Source organism: Rhodoplanes tepidamans (genome assembly GCF_030813915.1).
Lineage (GTDB): Bacteria > Pseudomonadota > Alphaproteobacteria > Rhizobiales > Xanthobacteraceae > Rhodoplanes > Rhodoplanes tepidamans.
Genome location: NZ_JAUSUJ010000047.1, coordinates 1 through 22394 on the forward strand (window position 1 = coordinate 1; position 22394 = coordinate 22394).

The following is a 22394-nucleotide window of genomic DNA, read 5'->3' on the forward strand; positions in this document are numbered from 1 at the left end:
TCTCCCTCGCCGTCCTCGTCGCGACGAGGTCTCGGCGGGTTTTCGGCGCTCGTCCTCGGGCGGCGACGACGCGTGAGAGGACGAGGAGGACGGCGACGGCGGGCTCCGATCGTAGCCCGGGTCGAGTGCAACGAAACCCGGGAATTCGGGCCGAGGCCCCTCCCGGCCATCGCTGCCGCTCCGCCGGGCTACGAAGAAAGCCGGGCTACGCTTGCTCGGATCACCGCACCGGTCGCCGCCTGGTCCAGCGGGACGATCTTGTAGCCATCGCCCTTGTTGACGATGGCCGCATTGTTCGACCGCAGCGCCGTCTGAAACAGGTCGAGTGCGGCCAGCCGGGTCACCGGCTTCGGGGTCTGGATCGTGATCCGGCCGTCGATCGTCGGGTCGATCGAGTATTTCACCGCCAGCATGTCCCCGAGGATTGCTTTCGCCGCCTGTGGCGCCGAGACGTTGACGAGGTTGACGGTGACCCCGTCGGGCTCGGCGTCTGCCGAAGAGGACGTTGCTCCTGTGGCGGGTTCCCCGACGAACTGACCGGTTCCTTCGAGTAGGGTCGCTTGCTTGGCTGGAACAGTGTCGGGTCGTCTGGACAGCAGCGGCGCACTGATGGGAGTTGACTGAGCGATGGACTGCTCACGCCGCATCTGCGCCGGACCGACGCTTGCGGCTGCCGGCACAATCGTTTCCTGCGCGGTTTGGCATCCGGCCAAGCCGACAACCAAAGGAACTAATGCCGCCAATCGTTGCACAAGCTTACCCTTATTCGTCCGCCCCGCCCAACTCAGCTCTTGCCGGCCGCGAGGCGATTCGGCGCAATATGCTTTGCTATTCCGCGCTTCGCATTCCCACGGCAAAACTGGACATATTCGCGTCGTGCTCCGCAGGCGATTTTAGCTAGACGATAACACCTTTGGCGACGACCCGACTACCCTCCATCAACTCAAATTCCTCTCCCGACGTCAGCCATCCAACGGGACCGTTTTCAGCAAGAAACCGAACTCGCACTAGATGCGGGCGGTCTTCTTGAGGAGAGTCAATGAATTCTGCGACCAGACTCCAAGCGTCTTTAGTCCACGCATTCTTCTGCCGTGCGAACCGCGCAACAGTTGTATACGTAGGCCCAGCGGGCGGCGCTGCACGCCCCCCTTCTGATGGAACTAGCCACCACAATTTTGCTGTTACTTCTCTCATGGTAAAGACCTTATAACTGGCTTGGCAGAGTTGAGGATGTCCAAAGTACCATATCGCGCAGGACCGATCCCGTCGAGGCGTTCAAACCTCATAAATGAGCTAGCCGCTCCGCTCGGCAGTTCCACCTCAATAACTTTAAAGTTGCCCGCACCGTTCAATACCTCGCCCCATTTTGCTGCGGCGCCCGGCGTTTCCGCAAAGAATTTTCCGCCCAGCGAATTGGGGCCAGCCTGGAACGTGCCCGTATTCATAATCTGCTCGTACTCCGCTGAACTCACGGCGCGATACAAGGCGGTGGTTTCCCCACCACCAAATATAGCAGACAAAGCTCCTCTCAGCAGACTTAACGGCGCCCCAACGATAGGCATTAGCGGGTACACGAAACTGGAACCGTCAGTAATACAATGATTTTCGTAATCGTACCCCGCCTGTGCTTTTCCTGCCGCCTGATTGTACATATATCCGAACGCCGCGGTGACGGCGCCGTTCTCGAACTTTCCACCGCCGGCGACGGAGGCGAGGCCGCCGGCGACGCTGGTCAGAGCCAGACCGCCGACGTACTGCCCTGGATCGGTTCGATAGTTCGGGAACGCTGTTGGAACCAGTGGCCCGACGCCGGCTCCGACCGCTCCCGACAAAGCACCATCACGACACGAACCACCCGACGCCGCGGAGCTGAGACAGCCGACCGCGGCGTGACCGGCGACGTTTCCCGCGTAAACGCCCGGATCGAACTGCGGAGAGTTGAATGCCGGCATCGCGTGAGTGGTGGCGTTCCCCACCGCGTTGAACGCGAACGCTGTCGCTCCGGCGATGGCGGCTGCTTTGAGCATGTCTCCGAGCTTACCGCCGGATAGCCCTGTCGTGATGGCCGAGCCGAGCGCTGCGCTGGCGATCTTGACCGCCAGCAAGGCAGCCCCCCCGGTCGCGGCGGTGAGCACCGCCGCGATCACAACCGTCGCGACGATCTGGAAGATCGCCCGGATGATCGGGAACTGCGCGAAGAAATTGGCGACCCCGTGGAAGAACTCGGACAGCCAGGAGAACCCGCTCGGGTCGGCGAAGGCGAGCGGGTCGTTGCCGACATAGGAGTAGCGGTTCCAGGCCTGCGCGTTGAGCGGGTCGGGCACGGTCGGGTCGGCGCTGATCATGCGGCCGACCAGCGGGTCGTAGACGCGCCCGTTCATGTGCACCAGCGCCACCGAGTCGAGCTGCTCGTGGCCCGTGAACCCGCGCGTCGTCTGGCTCTCGATGCTGCCGGTCACGTCGTCGGCGCCGTTCGGATGCCGCCGCTTGCCCCACGCGTCGTAGCTCAGCCGCTCGACCACCACGCCCGCTTCGTTGGTGAGCACGGAGACCGAGCCGAGATGATCCAGGTGGAAGTAGCGCAGCGAGATCGTCTGCGACGCCACCTCGGTGACCCGCATCCCGACCTTGGCGTTGCCGACCGCCAGATAGTCGGTCCACCGCGCCGCCGGGCCGCCCGCTCCAGACAGCTCCGCCAAAACCCCGAACCCGGCGATGTAGAGCGTCGTGCCCTCCGGCGACACCTGCTTGACCCGCTGGTGGTCGGTGTCGTGCAGGAAGCTGATGGTCCGGCTCCCCTGCGTGATGCTCGCCGGCCGGTTGTACGACGTCCATTCCACCGTGCGGCCGAGCCCGGCGGTCTGGTTGCCGTTCGGGTCGTACGTGAAGGTCGTGCTGATCGTGCTGCCGCTGATGCTCGTCACCGCGTGCGGCCGCGGCGACCCCGGCGGCGCGTAGGTGTAGGTCCCGACGTCCGACTTCGACAGGATGTTGCCGATCGCGTCGTAGCTGAGCGTCTTCACCGGCGCCGTGCTGGTGCTGATCGTCGCCGACAAGAGCCGGTTCAGCGGATCGTAGGTGAAGCTCTCCGACAGGTTCGACGTTCCGTCGGTCCGCGACAGCGGGTTGCCCAGCAGGTCGTAGGTGTAGGTCGCGTTCTGCACCGCGTTGCCGGAGCCGGCCGCGACCGACAGGAGCCGGCCGTTCAGCGCCGAGAAGGAGCGGGTCGTCACCACGCCATTGCCGGCCGTCTGCTGGGTCAGGTGCTGCTCGGCGTCGAGCGCGTTCGCGGTCCAGAACACCTGCGCGCCCGCGTCGGACAGCTGGTCGGCATAGCCCAGAGCGTTGTAGCCGTAACGCGCCACGAAGCCCGACGGATAGCTCACCTGGCTCAGCCGGCCGTTGACGTCGTAGCCCGCCCCGAACGTGTAGACGGCGCCCTCGACCGTCGTCGCGATCTGGCTCGGCCGCCCGAGCGCGTCGTAGTAGCCCGTAGCCCGGGTCGAGTGCAACGAAACCCGGGAATTCGGGCCGAGGCCCCTCCCGGCCGTCGCTGCCGCTCCGCCCGGGCTACGTAGGAGCACGGCGACGCTTGATCCGCCCGTAGGTAGCCCGGGTTGAGCTTGCGAAACCCGGGATCCGCGGCACGGCCCGCCCCGGCCGCCGCTGCCGCTCCGCCCGGGCTACGAAGGACGCCCGGCTACCGGCGTTGCGTGTCCGGCTGGCCGAAATCACCATCGTCGCTCCGCGCGTCGCCGCCCCAGTCGATCGGCAACTCGCCGAGGCGGACGAAGCGGTGGAACGACGACCACGGCCAGTCGTACACCCGCCCGACAAGCCCGTGCTTCACGGGATTGAAGTGCACGTAATCGACATGGCGCTCGTGATCACGATCGTCGCGGATGGTGTGCTCCCAGCACCGCCGTTGCCACAGCGCCGGCTCGCCGTTCCGGTGACAGGCGACCGGCACGCCCGCCGCCGCGACGACGTCCGTGAACCGGCGCTTGATCAGGGCCCATAGCGTCGAGAAGTCGGCGTCCCCGGCCGGCAAGGTCATCACCGCATGGAGATGATCCGGCAGCACGACGATCGCATCGACCGCGAACGGGTGGCGTGCGCGCACCTCGCGGAACGCCGCCCGCAGCGCGTCGACATGATCGACGAGCATCCGCGACCGCCGGTCGGCGAGCGTCATGGTGAAAAAGTACGTCCCGCCCTGGACGAAGTTCCACCGGTGTCGGACCATGCCGAATTGTAATCGACGCCAGCCGCAATCCGTAGATCGTAGCCCGGGTCGAGCCTGCGAAACCCGGGATCCGCGGCACGGCCTGTCGCGGCCGTCGCTCCCGCTCCGCCCGGGCTACGAAGGCGGCCGCGACGAGGGAGACGACGAGGACGATGCCGCCCCGACGTAGCCCGGGTTGAGTGAAACGAAACCCGGGATCCTGGGGCACGGCCTGTCCCGGCCGTCGCTTGCGCTCCGCCCGGGCTACGACGGAGGCCGCGCTACGCTTGTTCAGAACGCGGTGCCGAACCACTTGCGGGCCACTGAGCCGTCGTCGTCGACCCAAGGGATCGGCGGCAGCGTCGGCAGGTGGGAGGCGTAGGGCATCACCTTGGAGAGCGGGATGACCACCCGGACGAAGCGGGCCCGGAAGCTCTCGTGCATGCCGCCGTCGAGGCCGGTGTAGATCGGCGCGGCCGGCACGCCGTCGGCGGTCAGTCGCGCGACGAGGCGCGCCGTCTCGGCGGCGTCGGCGCGCTGCTTCTCCGACACCGGGCCGGCGATCGTCGGATCGACCGCATGGGGCGGGCACCTGCCGGCCGGATCAAACACGACCGGCGTCGCGGCGGACGACCGCGGTCTGGCATCGAACACGTAGCGGCGCTCACACACGTCGACCTTCGGCTCGCGCCGGGTCGTCTCGAAATGGTCGCTGCCGACCTTCAGCATCGTCCAGAACGGCAGGTTCGGGCTGTTCCGGTGCCGTGCCAGGTTCGCCGGCGTCAGGCGGAACGGAAAGGCCTGGATCTGGAACCACGGCCGGCCGGCGAGCGCGTCGCGGGCGAGCCCGTAGATCTCGGATATCTGCGCGTCGGTCATGGCGTAGCAGCCGGCCGACGCGCAGTCGCCGTGGATCATCAGGAGACTGCCGGTGCGGCCGTTCGCCTTGTCGAAGCTGTTGGGGAAGCCGGTGTTGATGGCGAGATGATAGTTGGAGTGCGGGTTCATCAGCGCCGGCGTGACCGTGTAGAATCCCTCCGGCGCCTGGCGGTCGCCCTCGACGAACTTCGGGCCGAGATCGCCCGACCACCGGCAGATCGGATAGGTCTTCAGGAGCGCGAAGCGCCCGCCGGCGTCCTGCTTCCAGACCTCGAGCTCGGCCTCCTCCTTGAAGACGCGCAGCACGATCGGCGAATGCTTCGGCATCCGCTTCTCCCGGAGCAGCGCCAGCAGGTCCGGCGGCAGCTCCCGGGTCGCCTTGTCGGGCGGCGGCCTCTCGGGAGAGGTCTTGGCGGGCGGAGCGTCCTGGGCGAGGCCACGGATCGGCGCGGCCGCGGCGGCGAGCGCCGCCGCCAGCACGAGCATGCGCAGTCCCGCGACGCGGATCATGGCCTCTCCTCCGACCGGTCTCACCCTTTGCGGACCGGTCGCGGCTTTCGTAAGGCGAGCCCCGGGCGTCGCCCGCGACGGCTAAGACCGCGCCTGGACGTCGGTGTAGATGTCGGGGAAGCCGTCGTGGATGGTGCCGGCGAGCTCCTCGTCGAAGGCCTGCAGGGCGGCGACGGCGCTGCTGCGCGGGGTCTTGTGGGTGATCTTGAAGAAGGTGCGCTCGGGCGGCGCCGGGTCGATCCGGAAGGTCTCGAAGCGGCCGGTCGCCAGCATCGAATGGGCGATGCCGCGCGGCGCCACGGCCCACTGCTCGCGGTGCTCCATGACCGTGAACAGCATCAGCGGGTTGTCGACCGCGGCCCACGGCTTGCGGCTCGACGGGAACCAGTCGTCGTGCCAGGTGAGATAGCGCGTCCCCCACGGCACGAACACGCAGGTCTCCGGATCGAGGCGTCTCACGTCGACCTTGCGGGGGCCGCGCTGCTTGATGCGCACGCCGATCAGCGGCACCGAGAAGCACGGCGTCACCGCGACGTTCGCCACCGCCTGCTCGACGAGCGTGAAGCCGACGTCGATCGAGCGCTTCTCGATCTCCTCGTACATCTCGACCGAATGCAGCGAGATGGTGCGGTAGCCGACGCGCGGGCGCCGGTTCCACAGGCGGCGGCACAGCTCCGGCACGAAGGTCATGTTGGCGCTCGACACGGTGCCGATGACGAGGTGCCGGCGCGGCGGCGCCCGGCTCACCTCGTGCGCCTCGCGCACCAGCTCCTGCCAGCGCTCGGCGATCGGCAGGAACGCTTCGCCCTGCGGCGTCAGCTCGACCTTCTTGTGGCCCTTGCCGCGCTCCAGCAGCGGATAGCCGAGCCGCGCCTCCAGCATCTGCAGCCGCTTGCTGACCGTCGACTGGGCCAGATGCGTGACCTCGGCGGCGCGCGACAGGTTCCGGTGGCGGGCGAGCTGGAGGAAGATCTCGATGTCCTGGGACTGCACGGACGGCCTCCGCAGAATATTCTGATACGCGATTTATATCATTCCGAATAATCGCTTTTTCGATATTCGGAGTCGTGCGAGGAGTGGGCTCGCGAGGACGCGACGCGGCCGGCGCGCTTCCCGCCCCAGAGGCTTCGCCTCTCGGGGCGGCCCGCGCGACCGTCGCCCGCCGGCCCCCGCCCGACGCCCCGCCCCCGGCGCCGGACGCGATCCGTAATATCACGCTATCGAATAATCAGGCGCCCCACAAGGCGCCCGGTCGATCATGGGTGCTGCCATGCAGGTCATCGTCACCGAACCCATCCACCCGGTCCCGCTGGCGCGGCTGCGCGAGGAGGCCGAGGTGGTGACCTGGGACGACCCGGGCGCGGCCGACTGGTCGCGCGCCGACGCCGTCATCGTGCGGGCCGCCGCGGTGACGCGCGACCACATCCGGGCCGCTCCCCGGCTGCGGGCGATCGGCAAGCACGGCGTCGGCGTCAACGCCATCGACGTCGCCGCGGCGCGCGAGCGCGGCATCGCCGTGGTGTACACGCCGACCGCCAACGTCAACTCGGTGGCCGAGCTGGTCGTCGGCCTGATCCTCGCCCTGGCCCGCAAGCTGCCCGGCAACATGGCGGCGCTGCGCGCCGGCGCGACCCGGCTGGCGCCGCCGGAGCTGACCGGCATCGAGCTCGGCGGCAAGACGCTCGGCCTCGTCGGCCTCGGCCGCATCGCCCGGCGCACCGCCGAGATCGCCCGCGCCGGCTTCGGCATGACGATCGCCGGCTACGATCCCTTCGTGTCGGCCGAGGCGTTCGCGCAGGCCGGAATCGCGCGGCACGAGGCGCTGCCGACGCTGCTCGCCGCCGCCGACGTGATCAGCGTCAGCGTGCCGTGGACGCCGCAGACCAACGGGCTGATCGGCGCCGCCGAGCTCGCCGCCTGCCGGCCCGGCGCCCTGCTGGTCAACACGGCGCGCGGCGGCGTCGTCGACGAGACGGCGCTCGCCGCGGCGCTCGCCGCCGGCCGGCTCACCGGCGCCGCCTGCGACGTGTTCGAGCGCGAGCCGCCGCCGCCCGACCATCCGCTGCTGCGGGCCCCGAACTTCGTCGGCACCCTGCATGTCGGCGCCTCGACCGACGCGGCGCTGCGGCGCGTCGGTGACATCGTGGTGCGCGACGTGCTCGCCGTGCTGCGCGGCGAGCCGCCCGAGTTTCCCTACGCGGCGTGACCCCGGCCCGGGCCGGATCTCGCCTTCCCTCGACCGATCCACTCACGGAGCAACACGGTGACCACACCGGGCAACAGAATCTACACGCGGCTCACCCGCCCCGATCCGGCGCTGATCGAGGCGTTCCGCGGTCAGGCGACCCCCAACATCGCCGACAACATGTCGCGCATGTTCTGCACCGCGAGCGCCATCGCGCCGGTGCTGCCGGAGATGCGGCTGTGCGGCCCGGCCTTCACCGTGAAGGTGAACCCCGGCGACAACCTGTTCATCCACAAGGCGCTCGACCTCGCCCAGCCGGGCGACATCGTGGTGGTCGACGGCCAGGGCGACACCACCAACGCGCTGATCGGCGAGATCATGGTGCGCTACGCGGCGAGCCGCGGCCTCGGCGGCCTGGTGCTCGACGGATCGATGCGCGACTACGACGGCATCGCCGCCTTCGGCCGGCTGCCGGTGTTCTCGCGCGGCTACACGCCGATGGGGCCGTACAAGAACGGCTGCGGCGAGATCAACACGCCGATCGCCTGCGGCGGCGCCGTGGTGCGGCCCGGCGACATCGTGGTCGGCGACGCCGACGGCGTGGTGTTCGTGCCGGTCGCCGACGCCGCCGCCGTGCTGGCGGCGACCCGCGCCATCTCGGCCAAGGAGAAGCAGATCTTCGCCGACATCGAGGCCGGCCGCTACGACCGCAGCTGGGTCGACGCCAAGCTGAGCCAGACCGGCGCGACCGTGATCGACGACGTCTACCGGTTCTGACCGGTCCGCCCCGCGCGGCCGTCCCGGTCGCGGCGGACGGCGAGGCGACGCGATCGCGTGACCGCCTCACAACTCACAGGCGCCGCGGTGCCACTCTCGCTCCCGGCGAGGACCGCGTCGCCCCTGCCAGGGTCGCTCGAGCCACAGTGCATTCGACAAGGTGCAATTCGACATGGAACACGCCGTCGCCTACACGCCCGCTCTCGACCAGGAGGAGGCCCGCGCCCGCCACGTGAGCGAGGCCAAGAAGGCCACCGTGGCCGCCTCCTTCGGGACGTTCCTCGAGTACTACGACTTCTCCTGCTACGGCTACGTCGCCGCCATGCTCGCCTCGAGCTTCTTCCCCGGCGCGGATCCGACCGCGGCGCTGCTCTCGACGCTCGCGGTGTTCGGCAGCGCCTTCGTGGTCCGGCCGCTCGGCGGCATCTTCTTCGGCCACATCGGCGACCGCTACGGCCGCAAGGCCGCGCTGCTCGCCACCGTGCTGCTGATGGGCTTCTCCAGCACCGCCATCGGGCTCCTGCCGACCTACGCCTCGATCGGCGTCGCGGCGCCGGCGCTCTTGATCACGTTCCGCCTGCTGCAGGGCCTCTCGGCCGGCGGCGAGATCGGCGGCGCCGCCTCCTACATCCGCGAATGGGCGCCGCCGCACCGGCGCGCCCTCTACATCTCGTTCATCCCGGGCATCGCCGTGCTGGGCAAGGCGACGGCCGCCGGCATGGCCGGCATCGCCGCCGCCATGTTCGCCAAGGACTCGCCCGACTGGGCCTGGCGGGTGCCGTTCCTGGTCGCCTTCCCGCTGATGCTGGGCTGCCTGTGGATCCGGCTGCGGATCGAGGACAGCCCCGAGTTCAAGGCCCTGCAGACCGCGGGCGGCCTCTCCAAGGCGCCGTTCGGCGAATTGTTCCGCGCCTATCCGGCGTCGCTCGTCAAGCTGATGCTGTTCGCGCTGGTGCAGACCGTCGGCACCTATATCGGCACCGTCTACGTCGCCGTCTACATGAAGGCGGTGCTGAAGATGCCGCAGTCGCAGGTCGGCTTCATCGTGCTGATCGCCATCACCTGCGCGGCCGTGCTGATCCCGATCTTCGGCTGGGTCACCGACCGGTTCGGCGCCAAGCGGGTGCTGGCCGCCTCCTACGGCTTCTACATCGTGCTGAGCTATCCGATGTACGCCCTGATGGGGCCGGACTCGTTCGCCCTCTCGGTGGTCGCCCTGGTGGTCACCATGCTGCCCTACACGCTGTGCCAGGCGGGCTCCTACCTGATGTATCCGGAGCTGCTGCCGACCCGGGTGCGCAGCACCGGCGTCTCGTTCGGCCACAGCTTCGGCTCGGTGATCGGCGGCGGCCTGATGCCGTATCTCGCCACCGCGCTGATCGCCTGGTCGGGCGACATCATGATCCCGACCTACATGCTGATGGCGAACGGCGCGCTCGGTCTCCTGGTCATCCTCTCGGTGCGCGACGCCGCCCCTGGCGACGCCCGCAAGTATCGCTAGCGAGAATCGTCGGATCGCCGCTCCGGCCGGAGACGACGGACGGGCCGCCCGGCCCGTCCGTTCGCGTCTGGCCCGCCGCCGACGCGCCGCCGCATCATTCCGAATTTCGCTGGCCGACATGCGTGCGACGAGGGGCGCCCGCCACGCCACCGCGAAACCGCGGCGAGGCCGTCGCGCCGCCGCGCCGGATCCGCGGATCGACGCGGTTTTCCGGGCGTCTCACGACGCGACGCGACGCGGCTGTCGCGGTCCGCGGCACGCCCGTGCGGCGCGTCCGCGGCCGAATAATGGTGGCATCGCGACGGCGTTTGCTGCTAGACGTCGCAGCGTTGCAGCCCGCCTCGTCGTTCGCCCCGGATGGCCTGCTCCTCACGGTCCCGGACAGCGGCACACGCCGGCTGCAGGCGCGCCGCGGACCGTCCGCGGCGCCGCTCGCTGACGTCCGCCCTCCGGCCCGACGGGCCATGTGATCCGACATTGACCGCACGGCCGCACCGCGGCCGCTGCCGAACGACCTCGGGAGGCATCCGATGATCCTGCGAAACCTGTTCACGTCCGCCGCCGCCGGGCTCGCCCTCGTCGCTCTCGGCGGGGCCGCCGGGGCGCAGGACTATCCGCGCCGTCCCATCGAGATGGTGGTGCCGTTCGGCGCCGGCGGCGCCAGCGACATCTTCGCCCGCCAGTTCGCGCAGATCGCGTCGAAGTACCTCGGCAAGCCGATCTCGGTGATCAACAAGGGCGGCGCCGGCACCATCGAGGGCATGCTCTACGCCTACAGCGCGCCGGCCGACGGCTACACCATCCTGGAGGTGACCCCGTCGCTGCCGATCGTCGAGGCCCGCAACAGCTCGTCGATCAAGTTCCGCGCCGAGTTCGAGCCGATCATGAAGGTGCAGGCCGACGTGCAGCTGATCGGCGTGCCGAAGAGCAGCCCCTACAAGACGATCGAGGAGCTCGTCGCCTTCGGCAAGGCGAACCCGAAGAAGCTCAAGATCGGCGGCATCTCGCCCGGCGCGCTCGACGACTACATCGCCAACGGCTTCGCCCGCGCGGCCGGATTCACCTGGAACTACGTGCCCTATCGCGGCGCCTCGGTGATGAAGGCGGCGGTGCTGGGCGGCGAGCTCGACGTCTACCAGGACAAGCTGATCTCCTTCATGAGCCTGGTCGAGAGCGGCGACATCCGCCCGCTCGTCGTGCTCGGCGAGAAGCGCCTCGACGTGCCGGCCCTCAAGGACGTGCCGAGCTCGGTCGAGAAGGGCATCAACTTCACCGAGGGGTCGTGGCGCGGCTTCGTCGTCAAGAAGGGCACGCCCGAGAAGGTCAAGAAGATCATCATCGAGGCCTTCCAGAAGACCTACGAGGACCCGGCCTACAAGGAGGTCGAGAAGAAGGAGATGACCGACATCGTCCCCGGCTACGAGACCGCCGAGCAGTTCAAGAAGTCGCTCGACAAGGAAGTCGAGGAATACCGGGCGGTGTTCACCGAGCTCGGCCTCGTCAAGAAGTAGGCGCCGGTCCGCCGCCGCCGTCGCCCCGGACCGTCCCGCCCGGACGGTCCGGTCTTCCGTGATCCAAGGGCTTCCCGAATGGCCGCCGAACTCGTCTTCAACTGCCTCCTGGGCCTGCTGCTGGTGTTCTACCTGGTCCAGGCCTTCATGCTGCCGCCGTCCGACAACCCGGCCGACGTGCTCGGCGCCGGCGGCTTCCCGATCATCCTCGGCGTCCTCGGGCTGATCGTGCTGCTGTTCGTCACGCTGCGGCTGCTGCGGACCCGGACGGCGACCAAGATCCCGCTGTTCGAGCTCGGCACCGTCGACGGCCGCGCCGTCGCCATCAACGTGGTGCTGCTGCTCGCCTACCTGTTCGTCCTGGACGTGATCGGCTTCGTCCTGGCGACGCTCGCCTACCTGCCGCTGGCCGGCTGGTTCATCGGCTACCGCAAGCCGGCCATGCTGGCGATCTACACGGTCGCCGTGACGGCCTCGCTCACGCTCGTCTTCGGCGTGCTGTTCGGGGTGCCGCTGCCGCGCGGCGCCGGCGAGCTGCGCGAGCTGAGCTATCTGATCTACTGACCCGAGGGGCCGATCATGGACGTCTTCATTCAGGCGCTCGGCGAGGTGTTCAACCCGCTGTCGGTGGTGCTGGTCGTGGCCGGCACCGTCTTCGGCATGGTCTGCGGCGCGCTGCCGGGGATCAGCACGTCGCTCGCCATCATCCTGTGCCTGCCGTTCACCTACACGATGACGCCGGCGGCCGCCGTCGTGCTGCTGATCGCCGTCTATGTCGGCGGCGCCTGCGGCGGCTCGATCTCGGCCATCCTGATCAAGTCGCCGGGCACCCCGGAGGCGGTGGCCACCACGTTCGACGGCTACCCGATGGCGCAGAAGGGCGAGGCGGGAATCGCCCTCGGCCTCGCCGTGACGGCGTCGTCGTTCGGCACCATCTTCTCGGCCGTCGTCATGCTGATCGCCGCGCCGCTGCTCGCCACGGTGGCGCTGTCGTTCCAGAGCGCCGAGTATTTCGGCCTCAGCCTGATCGGCCTGAGCTGCATCACCTCGATCGCCGCCAAGGACCAGATGAAGGCGGCGCTGTCGGTGATCCTCGGCCTGATGATCTCGACCATCGGCATCGACAGCATCAACGGCACCGAGCGCTTCGCCTTCGGCCAGCCCTTCCTGCTCAACGGCATCAACTACATCTCGGTGATGATCGGCGCCTTCGCGGTGGCCGAGGTGCTCAAGAACATCGAGGAGTACCGGCACCGCGACAACACCCTGCACGAGGGCGGGCGGGTGTCGATCAAGCTGATGAAGTTCGCCGAGATGGTGAAGATGTGGTCGACCTTCGTCACCGCGTCGATCATCGGCGTCATCATCGGGATCATCCCGGCGGCCGGCGGCTCGATCTCCAGTCTGATCGCCTACGGCGAGGCGTCGCGCACCCACAAGAACGACCCGATCAAGTTCGGCGAGGGCAATCCGCGCGGCGTCGTCGCGCCGGAGGCGTCCAACAACGCCGGCGTCGGCGGCGCGCTGGTGCCCACCATGGTGCTCGGCATCCCGGGCAGCCCGGTGACGGCCGTCATCATGGCGGCGTTCATCATCATCGGCATGCGGCCCGGCCCGCTGCTGCTGCGCGAGCAGCCGGTGCTGCTCAACACCGTGTTCCTCGCGCTGGTGTTCTCGGCGCTGCTGTTGTTCGTCGGCGGCCGCTTCGTCACCCGCCAGTTCGGGCACATCCTCAAGCTGCCCTACCCGCTGCTCGGCCCGCTGATCATGGCGCTCGGCCTGGTCGGCGCCTACTCGCTGCAGAACAGCTTCTACGACGTCATCGTGATGTTCGTGTTCGGGCTGCTCGGCTACCTGTTCGACAAGTTCCGGTATTCGAGCCCCGCCCTGATCCTCGGCCTGATCCTCGGCGAGCTGGTCGAGAACTCGCTGCGCAAGCAGATCATCATCGGCGACGGCAGCGCCGCCGGCTTCTTCAACCGGCCGATCTCGCTCGTCATCCTGGTGACGGCGGTCGTCATCCTGGTGTGGCCGCTGATCGGCGCCGTGCTCAAGAAGAAGGCGAAGCCGGCGGCCTGATACCGCCGGCCGGCCCGACCGCCTCGCGAAGACGAACGACGGGCGGACCGGTGGGTCCGCCCGTCGTCGTTCGCGCCGGCACGGGGGTGAGGCGGCGCGCGCGGCCCGCGGGCCGGCCTCAGTTCAGGTTGATCACGCCGGTCCGGGCGATCTCGGCCCAGCGGGCCGAATCCTTCTTGATGAAGGCGGCGAACTCGGCCGGGGTGTTGCCGACCGGGCGGGCGCCCTCGCCCTCCAGGCGCTGCTTGACCAGCGGCGTGTTGATCGCCTCGACGGTCGCCTTGCGCAGCGTCTCGATCACGTCCTTGGGCGTGCCGGCCGGCACCACGAAGCCGTACCAGGCGGTCGACTCGTAGTCGGGCCAGCCGCTCTCGGCGATCGTCGGCACGCCGGGCAGCACCGCGACGCGCTCCTTCGAGGTGACGGCGAGCGGCCGCAGCAGCTTGCCCTCGATCATGCCGAGCACCGAGGGAATCGTCGTCACCATGAACTGGGTCTGGGCGCCGAGCAGGTCGTTGAGCGCCGGGCCGGCGCCCTTGTAGGGCACGTGCACGGTGTCGACCTTGGCGACCACGTTGAGCAGCACGGCGGCGAGATGGCTCGCCGAGCCGTTGCCGGCCGAGCCGTAGGTGAGCTTGCCCGGATTGGCCTTGGCGTAGGCCATCAGCTGCTTGACGTCGGTGAACTCCGACTTCGGCGGCACCACGACGACCAGCGGCGCCGCCGCGATCAGCGTGATCGGGTCGAAGGCGGTCAGCGGGTTCACCTTCAGGTTCTTGAAGATGTGCGGGTTGACGGCCATCGGCCCCTGGTTGGCCTGCAGCATGGTGTAGCCGTCGGCCGGCGCCGAGGCGACGTTCATGGTGGCGAGATTGCCGCCGGCGCCGGTGAGGTTCTCAACCACCACGGACCAGCCGGAGCGCTCGCTCATCGCCTGGGCGACCACGCGGGCGAGCGCGTCGGTGCCGCCGCCGGCCGCGTAGGGCACGACGAGGCGGATCGGTCGCGACGGAAAGGTCTGGGCGCGCAGCAGCGAGGGCGCTGCGACGAACGGCGCGGCGAGAAGGCTCGCGCACAGGTGTCGGCGATTCAGCATCGGGTCTCCTCCCGGAAGACGGTGGTCGTCGGCGCAGGGTTGTTGTTGTTGGAGCGCCCGGGTCGAGCCGGGCACCCGGTCGTCGGGGGTGAAGGCTCAGGCGGCCAGCACGGCCGCCGGCACCAGCAGGCTGCCCTCGAAGATGCGGCGCGCCGTGCGGATGACGCCGGCGCGGGTCACGCTGCCGTCCGGGCCGAAGCCGAGCGCGATGTCGAGGCGGCCGCTCGGATGCTCGATGGTGACGGCGCCGCGGTCGGCTGCCGGCGCCGCGAGATCGAAGGCGACCGTGCCGGGCGTGCGGCTCGCCACCGCGACGCACAGGCCGCCGGTGACGGCGTGGCTGCGGTGGCAGCGGTCGGGCACGAAGTAGCGCGACGTGATGGTGCCGCCGCGGCGCGGCGCCGACAGCAGGCCGACCTTCGGAATGACCAGCTTGGAGGTGTCGCCGAGGCCCATGCGGCGGCCGGCCTCGGCGCGCAGCGCGAGGATGCGGGCGAGCAGCGCCGGCTGCGCGTCGAGCGCCTCGGGCGTCTCGTCGCCGGCGATGCCGAGATCGGCGGCCGCGACCAGCATCATCGGCATGGCGTAGTCGGCGAGCGTGACGCGCACGCCGTCGATCGTCTCGCTGGTCTCGCCGCTCGGGAACAGGCCGCTGGTCTTGGAGCCGACCGCGTCGAGGAAGACCAGCCGGATCGGCGCCGCCGTGCCGTTGACGCCGTCGATCGCCGTGTCGCCGTCGTACTGCACGACGCCGCCCGGGGTCAGCACGGTCGCCTCGATCAAGCCCCTGGTGTTGCGGTTGTAGATGCGCACCGTGGTCTCGCCGTCCTTCGCCGCGACCAGCCCGCCCTCGATGGCGAACGGGCCGACGCCGGACAGCATGTTGCCGCAGTTCGGGCTGGTGTCGACGAAGGCGCGGTCGACGGACACCTGGGCGAACAGATACTCGACGTCGGCGTCCGCGCGGGTCGAGGGCGCGACGATCGCCACCTTGCTGGTGAGCGGATGACCGCCGCCGATGCCGTCCACCTGGAGGCTGTGCGGCGAGCCCATGGCGGCGATCAGCACGCGGTCGCGCTCCTCCGGATCGGCCGGCAGGTCGGATTCGAGGAAGTACGGCCCGCGCGACGTGCCGCCGCGCATCAGGACGCATGGGATTTTTTTCAGGCCGGCGGGCTTGGACATGGGCGTGGCGTGTGGCGTCGCTTTGAGACGGGGTTCCGGAGGCAGGTGGTGCCCGTCATGCCAAGCCGCCGAAAAATTGTAAATTGCAAAGATCGGCGCTATTGATGCGCCATGAACATGAATTACGAGGCCCTGGACCTGCGTGCCTTCCTGGCCGTGGCGGAGTGCGGCAGCTTCCACGCGGCCGCCGCGGCCCTGCACGTCTCGCAGCCGGCGCTGAGCCGGCGCATCCAGCGGCTGGAGGAGATGGTCGGGGCGGCGCTCCTGGAGCGCACGACGCGGCGCGTCGCCCTCACGGCGTTCGGCGGCGAGCTGCTGCCGCGGGTGCGCCGGCTGGTCGACGAGCTCGACGCCTCGCTGTTCGGCCTGCGCCACGCCGGCGGCCGCGACCCGCCGGTGACCCTCGCCTGCGTGCCGACCGCCGCCTTCTACTTCCTGCCGGCCGTGATCGGCCGCTTCGGCGAGCTGTTCCCCGAGGTGCGCTTCCGTATCCTCGATCTCTCGGCCACGGCCGGGCTCGAGGCGGTGTCGCGCGGCGAGGCCGATTTCGGCATCAACTTCCTCGGCGCCTCCGACGCCGGCCTGTCCTTCGAGCCGCTGCTGGAGGACCCGTTCGTGCTCGCCTGCCGCCGCGACCATCCGCTGGCGTCGCGCGAGGCGGTCGACTGGGCCGATCTCGAGCCCTACCGGCTCGTCACGGTCGGGCGCGAGAGCGGCAACCGCGTGCTGCTGGAGACGGCGCTGGCGCGTGCCGAGGTGCGCATGCGCTGCTTCTACGAGGTGACGCATCTCTCCACCTCGCTCGGCCTGGTCGAGGCCGGGCTCGGCGTCTCGGTGCTGCCGCGCCTCGCCACCCCGCAGGGCGACCACCCGATCATCGTGACCCGGCCGATCACGCCGCGCGTCACCCGCACCATCGGCATCGTGGCGCGGCGCGGAAAGCCGCTCGCCCCGGTGGCGGCGCGCTTCCGCGACCTGCTGATCGAGACCTGGGCGGACCGCGGGGCGGCCGACGAGGGCCCGGCCGCGCCCGGCGGGGCCGGGCCGGCGCACGGGGCGGCGTGAACCTCTCGCGGGCACGCCGTCACCCCTGCAGAACCGGCGCCCCGCGCGACCGGCCGGACCGATGCCCGTGATGCGCACCGCCCTCCTCGCCCTGACCGTCGCCGCCGCGCTCGGGCTCCTCGCCGGTGCGGTGCTGGCCGGGCTCGCGCTCGCCGGCGCGCCCGACGCGGCCCCCGCGGCCGCGACCCTCGTGGTGCGCCTCGCTGTGATCCCGGCCCTGCTGGCGGCGATCCTGGCCCACCGGCGCCCGGCGCCGCGCCGGGCTCCGCGGCGGTCCGGCCCGGCCGCGGCGGCGGGACCCGGCGGGGCGGACGACGACGGCGAGGCCTGGGCCCGGATCCTGGCGGCCGCGCCGGCCTGGCTGCGGCTCCTGCACAGGGCGCTCTTCGCCTGGGTGCTGATCGACTTCGCCCGGATCGCGCTCGCCGCCCTCACCGGCTGGCCGCCGGCCACGGAGGAGGCGCCGGGCGAGGCCGGCCCGTGGAGCATCTGGCTGTTCCTGTGGGCCGTCTGCCTGTCGCTGGCGGTCGTCGCGTTGCGGCGGACCGCCCGGGATGACGCCGGCCGGAGGCCGGGCTAGGCTCGCGCCGGCGGTCCGACCGGGACCTGCGGCCGCGGCCAGGCGAACCGGACCGAGCAGATGCGGATGCGCAAGCGGAACACCCTCCTGGTCCTCGCCCTGCTGTGGGCCGTGCTGGCGGCCGGCGTGATCGACGGGGCGCGCCGCGGCGACCTCTCGGCCGCCGCCACGGTCGTCCTCCTCCTGATGCTGGCCGCCCTGGTGCCGCTGTTCTGGCGCCTGTTCGCCAAGGCCCGGGACCGCGGCGGGCCGTAGGCGGCGCGGCCGCAGGGCGGCAGGACCGTCACCCGGGTTGCGTGAACCGACTTCCGCCTGATCAGTTCGCGGTCATTCCGGGGCGCACCACCCGGGTCGGCGCTTCGCGCCGCCCGAGTGCAGGCTCCGGTGCGAACCCGGAATCGAGCGGCGAATACTGTGCCTGTGGCTGGATTCCGGGTCCGGCGATCCGCGCCGTCCCGGAATGACCGAGGTGATCGGACGGACGGCCGGGCATGGGCGGCGCCTGTCGCCGGCCCGCCGAACCCTGGCGTCAGGACGCGGCCCCTGCCCTGGTGGCCTCCGGCACCTCGACGAGCCGTCCCGACCTCACGTCGTAGACGAATCCGAAGATCGGGATGTGCCGGGGCACCAGCGGATGGCTGCGGATGCGCCGCACGTCGTCGACGACGCTGGCGTCCTGGTCGCCGATGGTCAGCCACTTGACGTAGCGGCCCGCCGGCGAGCCGCCGCCGTGCTTCGGATTGCTCCACGTGGCGCCGTCGAAGGTCGCGGTCTCCAGGTTGTCGGCGAGCAGGTCGCCCATCACCTCGTCGGTGAACAGCTGCATGCCGCAGTCGGTGTGGTGGACGACGAACCACACCGCGGTGCCCAGGAGCTTGTGCGAGATGACGAGCGAGCGGATCGCGTCGTCGCTCGCCCGGCCGCCGGCGTTGCGGATGACATGGGCGTCGCCTTCCGACAGCCCGGCGTACTTGGCCGGGTCGAGCCGCGCATCCATGCAGGTGAGGATGGCGAAGCGGCGCGCCGGCGGCAGCGCCAGATCTTTCTTGTCGCCGAAGCCCTGGACGTAGTCGCCGTTGGCCTTCAGCACCTCGCCGTGGATCGTCTGCGCGTGATCGGACATGGGGGACCCTCGTGACCGCGGTTGATGCCCGCGCGTTCCGAGACGTTCGCGAGCCACGGATGCGTACATCCGGCGCGCCGTCGCCGTGAAGCGAAACGCCGGCGGTCCGGAATGTTTGGAAAGATCCCGCAGGCGCGGTGGCGTGGCCGAGAAGAGCGTTGCCCGCTGGACGCGCGCGAGAGCATTTCTGTTCCGGCCGGGCTTCGGCCCGCGACGACCGCCGACCCGTCATCCCGGCCGAGGCGGACGCCGGGGCCGCGCCCCGGGTCGAGTGCAACGGCGCGGGATTCCCGCGCGGCGCGCCCGCCCATTGCTGCGCTCCCCCTGGGCCACGGGGCTGCTCTCGGCGCGGACGCGGCGAGTTCTGCACGCCCCCTCATGGTGAGGAGCGATCCGAAGGATCGCGTCTCGAACCATGCGGCCACCGGGCGGCCGGCCTCGGCTCGGTGTCGCACCCCGTAGCCCCGTAGCCCGGATTGAGTGCAACGAAACCCGTGGATTCGTAGCGACCGCCTCCCCAGCCGTCGCTGTGCGCCCTGGCCAAGGTCGCGCCAATTTTGCATTGCGTGTCGCAAGTGTCGATATATTATAATATGATCACGCAACCACTGATGGCTGCCGCAATGAATTCTGCAGATTGGCTATCGGCGCTCAGCCTGATTATTAGTGCTGGAGGAATTGGAATTACCATTTGGATATGGAAATCATCCATTGACAAGAAGCTTGACAGGATCATAGATGATGAAAATGCGCTGACCTATCAACAGGCCGAGGCACTCGTCGACGTGTACATGACCTGGACTCGCGCGGATTTGAAGAATGCCTTAAATGACTTTTTCTTAAAGGACTTCGATACTCGATCCAGACAGGCGCTCTTGAACGCCGCAGACGAATTCATTCACCGCGAGGCAATGGAAATAATCCGAGACAAAAGAGCGAAACTGCAGTGCTTTATGCTGCCCAATCGAGAGAGTTTTATGCAATTCCTTGACAAGCATAGTCCAATTGAGAGCGGCGGCATCGCTGAAGCTCAGAAATTGGTCATTAAAGAAATAAAATCTGCAATAGAAAGCCAGAGCGAGAAAGAGGCCGCACGAATAAAAACATTTCATATAGTTCAGGGGGCCAGCAATTCCGCATACAGCAACGTTATTAACGTACTAAAGGTGAAATACGGGAAATAGCTCACAGGCCAACCCATCCTACCGTGGCGACGACGCCTCGCTCGACTTGTCACCCCCCACACCGCCTGCACCTCGACCACGCCCGGGACGGCCTTGATGACGCCGGCGATCTGGGGGAGACCTTGTAGCGGCCCTTGAGCTTCACCTCGATCTCGGCCTCCGGCAGCAGTCCGCCGGCGGCGGGGGCACGCTCTGCTTGGCTCGGCCTACGACGCTTTGCGCGACCCGCCCCACGCGAGGACGGCGGGCGACGAGGCGCTGGCTCAGGCGGCCGAGGACCGGGGCGCCTCCAGGCGCACGAACGACACGATGGCGTCCGACAGGTCGTCGGCCAAGGCGGTGTCCCGGCGGATCGCCTCGAAGCTGCGCGGGCGCGGCAGGGGCTCGCCGTCGGCCGCCAACAAAGCGAGGTGCCCTCGGAGCGCCGCGGCGGCGTTGTCGTTTGCTTACCACGTAAAGCTGGCAGCTATGCTCTCGCGCTCATCTTCAACTTTTTTATTTAACTCCACCAAAGAGTCTTCCAGCTCTTTATGCTCAGCCGCCCTCGAATACTTAAGAAGCTTTATCTTTCTCGTATCCCGCAAGAGGCTTTCAAGCTCCTGAGGTGCAGGGTCGGCATATGTCATATAGTGAGGAGCCCCACTTGGAAAACGGTAGCTATAATTTTCAAAAAGCAGCTGGAAGTCTGGATCGTTTAAGCCACATCCGATCATCAGAAATGTATTTGTCAAAAGAAGAGCATCTATCAAGTGGTAGAATGGAGCGAATTTTATTCGCGTCTCCGAATACTTGGCACGTCCAAAAATCATTCGGTCAGGGGAGTCGATACTGCCATGCATTTTCAGAATTAGTCGGGTGCCCCCTCGGATCAATTGATGAACATCATCGTCGTAATATGTCTTAATGATTGTTGTGCCGTCAGTGCGTTCTGTCACGTAATTATCAAATATCTTGTCAAAGTTTGGAGTAAGATATATTCCAGCATCCAGCTCGAATATAAGCTCATGCACTTTGTTCGGCTGATATGCCGGCCTTAAAAATACATTTCTGAGGTATTCATTCCATCCCTCATCCATTCTGTTTTTAATCCACTCACATGCCGAAAGATAATCGCCGCCGTTCAATGCAGCAACGAGGTGCTTAGACTTTGGCGGGACGTTCGACAGGGCAGAATCAAGAAATTCTCGCCACGTAGGCGGCCTTGCACCGTCTTTGCCGATTGAGTTCTTTGAGACGCCAGAGCCCAACATTATAACCGCACGGCGCCGCGCGATATCTTTAATTAACTGATCAGGCCAGTTAATCACGAAACTAACCCTATGTTTTCCTCGAACCTAGAGGCGATCTCACGAAACAACGCTTCGGACTCGATCACTTTATTAAAGTGAGCACCACGTACGCCATCTTTGGCTCTTAACGCGAATATCGGCCTTCTGGCAAACTGAGACATAGGAATTAAGCTGTAAAGATTTGGAATAGTTCCAAGCAAATACTCAATGCCGCCCAACTCAGGCTGCAAATGCCTCACAAAATTACTATTTATAGTAGGCCAAAGCCTTCTCATGATGCGTTCATACGCGGCCACGGCCTGACGTTCACCCGATGTCGTCTTTGCAATGTACTGTTGAGTGACATAGCCAAGAAACTTAATGTCAAAGCGCCTCTTTGTACCTCTGGGAAGAACGCTTATATCTTCCAACAACTCAAAGGCTGTATCCAACTGTTTTCGCCACTTCTCTATCGAGAGACGGATATTTTCAATCGCCCGCAAGCTAAAGATGTCAATTGACAGCGGGCTAATAAAAAAATCAGAGGCCAAAAGAACAGACCGGTTTATAGCACCCAGAGAAGGGCCGACATCGAAGAACACGTAGTCATAGTGTCGGCATTTTGTTAGTAATTCCGAAAAAACATAACTTGTTCGAATTCCGCGAGCTTCGCCACCAACGGCTTGTGACCAATCTCTGGCCAACAAATCTTCCCGCAGCGAGAGCTGTGGATCGCCGATTAGTATATCTACTCCGTATTCTTTACATCTACGAAACTCAATCTCTTCTACATAGCCTCTCCCAATAGAGAGCGGGTGTATTATTTTGTCAATTGTGAATGTATCTTTGCTTCCGTAGAGAGAATCAACTTCGTCGTCAGTAAACATTATTTGGGTGATATTGCATTGCGGGTCAGCATCTACTATTAGAACGCGGCGCATATTTTTAAGCGCTAAATAGGATGCCAAGTTAGCCAGCAAAGTTGTTTTGCCGACGCCGCCCTTATTGTTAAATACAGCAATTGCCTTCATTAGATCACCTATTCTGAGACTCCATTTGATATACACTGGTTCTTGTCGTCAAGCTCTGACAGTCGAAATCCGAGCTTCCACTATCTTCCGGATGCCCGCCCTCAGAGTCCGTTTGGAAACTCGATTCAGTGGCTGATGCGTCGTAGGAGGAGGCTTCCCATGGCGACGTGGAGCATGGCCTCGGAGACATCGATC

Annotated in this window: 21 protein-coding genes; 10 read left to right on the top strand and 11 right to left on the bottom strand. The window is 67.2% G+C overall.

Annotated elements, in window-relative coordinates:
* Nucleotides 1-188 precede the first annotated feature (188 nt).
* The 5 genes from J2S22_RS30345 to J2S22_RS30365 form a co-directional block, all read right to left on the bottom strand.
* Nucleotides 189-752 carry a hypothetical protein gene (locus tag J2S22_RS30345; protein ID WP_272780462.1) on the bottom strand — a complete coding sequence of 188 codons (564 nt, stop codon included), beginning with the start codon at nt 750-752 and terminating at the stop codon, nt 189-191.
* A 438-nt stretch (nt 753-1190) separates the two neighbouring features.
* Nucleotides 1191-3512: an RHS repeat-associated core domain-containing protein gene (locus J2S22_RS30350; protein ID WP_272780461.1), complete on the bottom strand. Its 2322-nt coding sequence runs from the start codon at nt 3510-3512 to the stop codon at nt 1191-1193.
* Nucleotides 3513-3700: 188 nt separating this feature from the next.
* Nucleotides 3701-4246 carry an REP-associated tyrosine transposase gene (locus J2S22_RS30355; protein ID WP_272780460.1) on the bottom strand — a complete coding sequence of 182 codons (546 nt, stop codon included), beginning with the start codon at nt 4244-4246 and terminating at the stop codon, nt 3701-3703.
* 270 nt (nt 4247-4516) lie between these two features.
* Nucleotides 4517-5614, bottom strand: a complete 1098-nt coding sequence (locus tag J2S22_RS30360) for a L,D-transpeptidase family protein (RefSeq protein ID WP_272780459.1) — start codon at nt 5612-5614, stop codon at nt 4517-4519.
* A gap of 81 nt (nt 5615-5695) precedes the next feature.
* On the bottom strand, nt 5696-6607 hold the full coding sequence (locus J2S22_RS30365) for a LysR family transcriptional regulator (RefSeq protein WP_272780458.1): 912 nt from the start codon (nt 6605-6607) through the stop codon (nt 5696-5698).
* Nucleotides 6608-6872: 265 nt separating this feature from the next.
* Here J2S22_RS30365 and J2S22_RS30370 point away from each other — a divergent pair, with 265 nt between their 5' ends.
* From J2S22_RS30370 to J2S22_RS30395, 6 genes are all read left to right on the top strand, one after another.
* A complete protein-coding gene (locus tag J2S22_RS30370) occupies nt 6873-7820 on the top strand; it encodes a hydroxyacid dehydrogenase (protein WP_272780457.1) in 948 nt (315 codons plus the stop codon).
* Between the two features lie 57 nt (nt 7821-7877).
* Nucleotides 7878-8576 (top strand): RraA family protein, encoded by a 699-nt coding sequence (locus J2S22_RS30375; RefSeq protein WP_272780456.1) that lies wholly within the window; start codon nt 7878-7880, stop codon nt 8574-8576.
* A gap of 172 nt (nt 8577-8748) precedes the next feature.
* Nucleotides 8749-10077, top strand: coding sequence for an MFS transporter (locus J2S22_RS30380; RefSeq protein ID WP_272780455.1), 1329 nt, complete (start codon nt 8749-8751; stop codon nt 10075-10077).
* Nucleotides 10078-10607: 530 nt separating this feature from the next.
* The gene (locus J2S22_RS30385; RefSeq protein WP_272780454.1) at nt 10608-11588 is read left to right on the top strand and encodes a Bug family tripartite tricarboxylate transporter substrate binding protein; all 981 of its coding nucleotides are present in this window, start codon (nt 10608-10610) and stop codon (nt 11586-11588) included.
* A 78-nt stretch (nt 11589-11666) separates the two neighbouring features.
* Complete coding sequence (locus J2S22_RS30390; protein ID WP_272780453.1) at nt 11667-12152, top strand: tripartite tricarboxylate transporter TctB family protein; 486 nt, start codon at nt 11667-11669, stop codon at nt 12150-12152.
* A 15-nt stretch (nt 12153-12167) separates the two neighbouring features.
* A complete protein-coding gene (locus J2S22_RS30395; protein WP_272780452.1) occupies nt 12168-13667 on the top strand; it encodes a tripartite tricarboxylate transporter permease in 1500 nt (499 codons plus the stop codon).
* A gap of 118 nt (nt 13668-13785) precedes the next feature.
* On the opposite strand, the gene J2S22_RS30400 is transcribed toward J2S22_RS30395, so the two are convergent.
* Nucleotides 13786-14763, bottom strand: a complete 978-nt coding sequence (locus J2S22_RS30400) for a Bug family tripartite tricarboxylate transporter substrate binding protein (protein WP_272780451.1) — start codon at nt 14761-14763, stop codon at nt 13786-13788.
* 96 nt (nt 14764-14859) lie between these two features.
* A complete protein-coding gene (locus tag J2S22_RS30405; RefSeq protein ID WP_272780450.1) occupies nt 14860-15948 on the bottom strand; it encodes a 4-oxalomesaconate tautomerase in 1089 nt (362 codons plus the stop codon).
* Nucleotides 15949-16059: 111 nt separating this feature from the next.
* Here J2S22_RS30405 and J2S22_RS30410 point away from each other — a divergent pair, with 111 nt between their 5' ends.
* The 3 genes from J2S22_RS30410 (at nt 16060) to J2S22_RS30420 (ending at nt 17848) form a co-directional block, all read left to right on the top strand.
* Complete coding sequence (locus J2S22_RS30410; protein ID WP_272780449.1) at nt 16060-17013, top strand: LysR family transcriptional regulator; 954 nt, start codon at nt 16060-16062, stop codon at nt 17011-17013.
* 70 nt (nt 17014-17083) lie between these two features.
* Entirely contained in the window at nt 17084-17593 is a 510-nt protein-coding gene (locus J2S22_RS30415; protein WP_272780448.1) for a hypothetical protein, read from the top strand.
* Nucleotides 17594-17659: 66 nt separating this feature from the next.
* Nucleotides 17660-17848: a hypothetical protein gene (locus J2S22_RS30420; RefSeq protein ID WP_272780447.1), complete on the top strand. Its 189-nt coding sequence runs from the start codon at nt 17660-17662 to the stop codon at nt 17846-17848.
* Between the two features lie 274 nt (nt 17849-18122).
* Here the strand turns inward: J2S22_RS30420 and J2S22_RS30425 are convergent, their stop codons facing one another.
* Nucleotides 18123-18716 (bottom strand): beta-class carbonic anhydrase, encoded by a 594-nt coding sequence (locus tag J2S22_RS30425; RefSeq protein WP_272780446.1) that lies wholly within the window; start codon nt 18714-18716, stop codon nt 18123-18125.
* A gap of 593 nt (nt 18717-19309) precedes the next feature.
* On the opposite strand from J2S22_RS30425, the gene J2S22_RS30430 reads away from it, so the two are divergent.
* Nucleotides 19310-19900: a hypothetical protein gene (locus J2S22_RS30430; protein WP_272780445.1), complete on the top strand. Its 591-nt coding sequence runs from the start codon at nt 19310-19312 to the stop codon at nt 19898-19900.
* A gap of 263 nt (nt 19901-20163) precedes the next feature.
* On the opposite strand, the gene J2S22_RS30435 is transcribed toward J2S22_RS30430, so the two are convergent.
* From J2S22_RS30435 to J2S22_RS30445, 3 genes are read right to left on the bottom strand one after another with little or no spacing between them, the layout of a single operon-like run.
* Nucleotides 20164-20304 carry a hypothetical protein gene (locus tag J2S22_RS30435; RefSeq protein WP_272780444.1) on the bottom strand — a complete coding sequence of 47 codons (141 nt, stop codon included), beginning with the start codon at nt 20302-20304 and terminating at the stop codon, nt 20164-20166.
* 42 nt (nt 20305-20346) lie between these two features.
* Complete coding sequence (locus J2S22_RS30440; RefSeq protein WP_272780443.1) at nt 20347-21207, bottom strand: SIR2 family NAD-dependent protein deacylase; 861 nt, start codon at nt 21205-21207, stop codon at nt 20347-20349.
* The gene (locus tag J2S22_RS30445; protein ID WP_272780442.1) at nt 21204-22199 is read right to left on the bottom strand and encodes a ParA family protein; all 996 of its coding nucleotides are present in this window, start codon (nt 22197-22199) and stop codon (nt 21204-21206) included. Before J2S22_RS30445 ends, J2S22_RS30440 begins: the two co-directional genes overlap by 4 nt.
* Nucleotides 22200-22394: the final 195 nt, after the last annotated feature.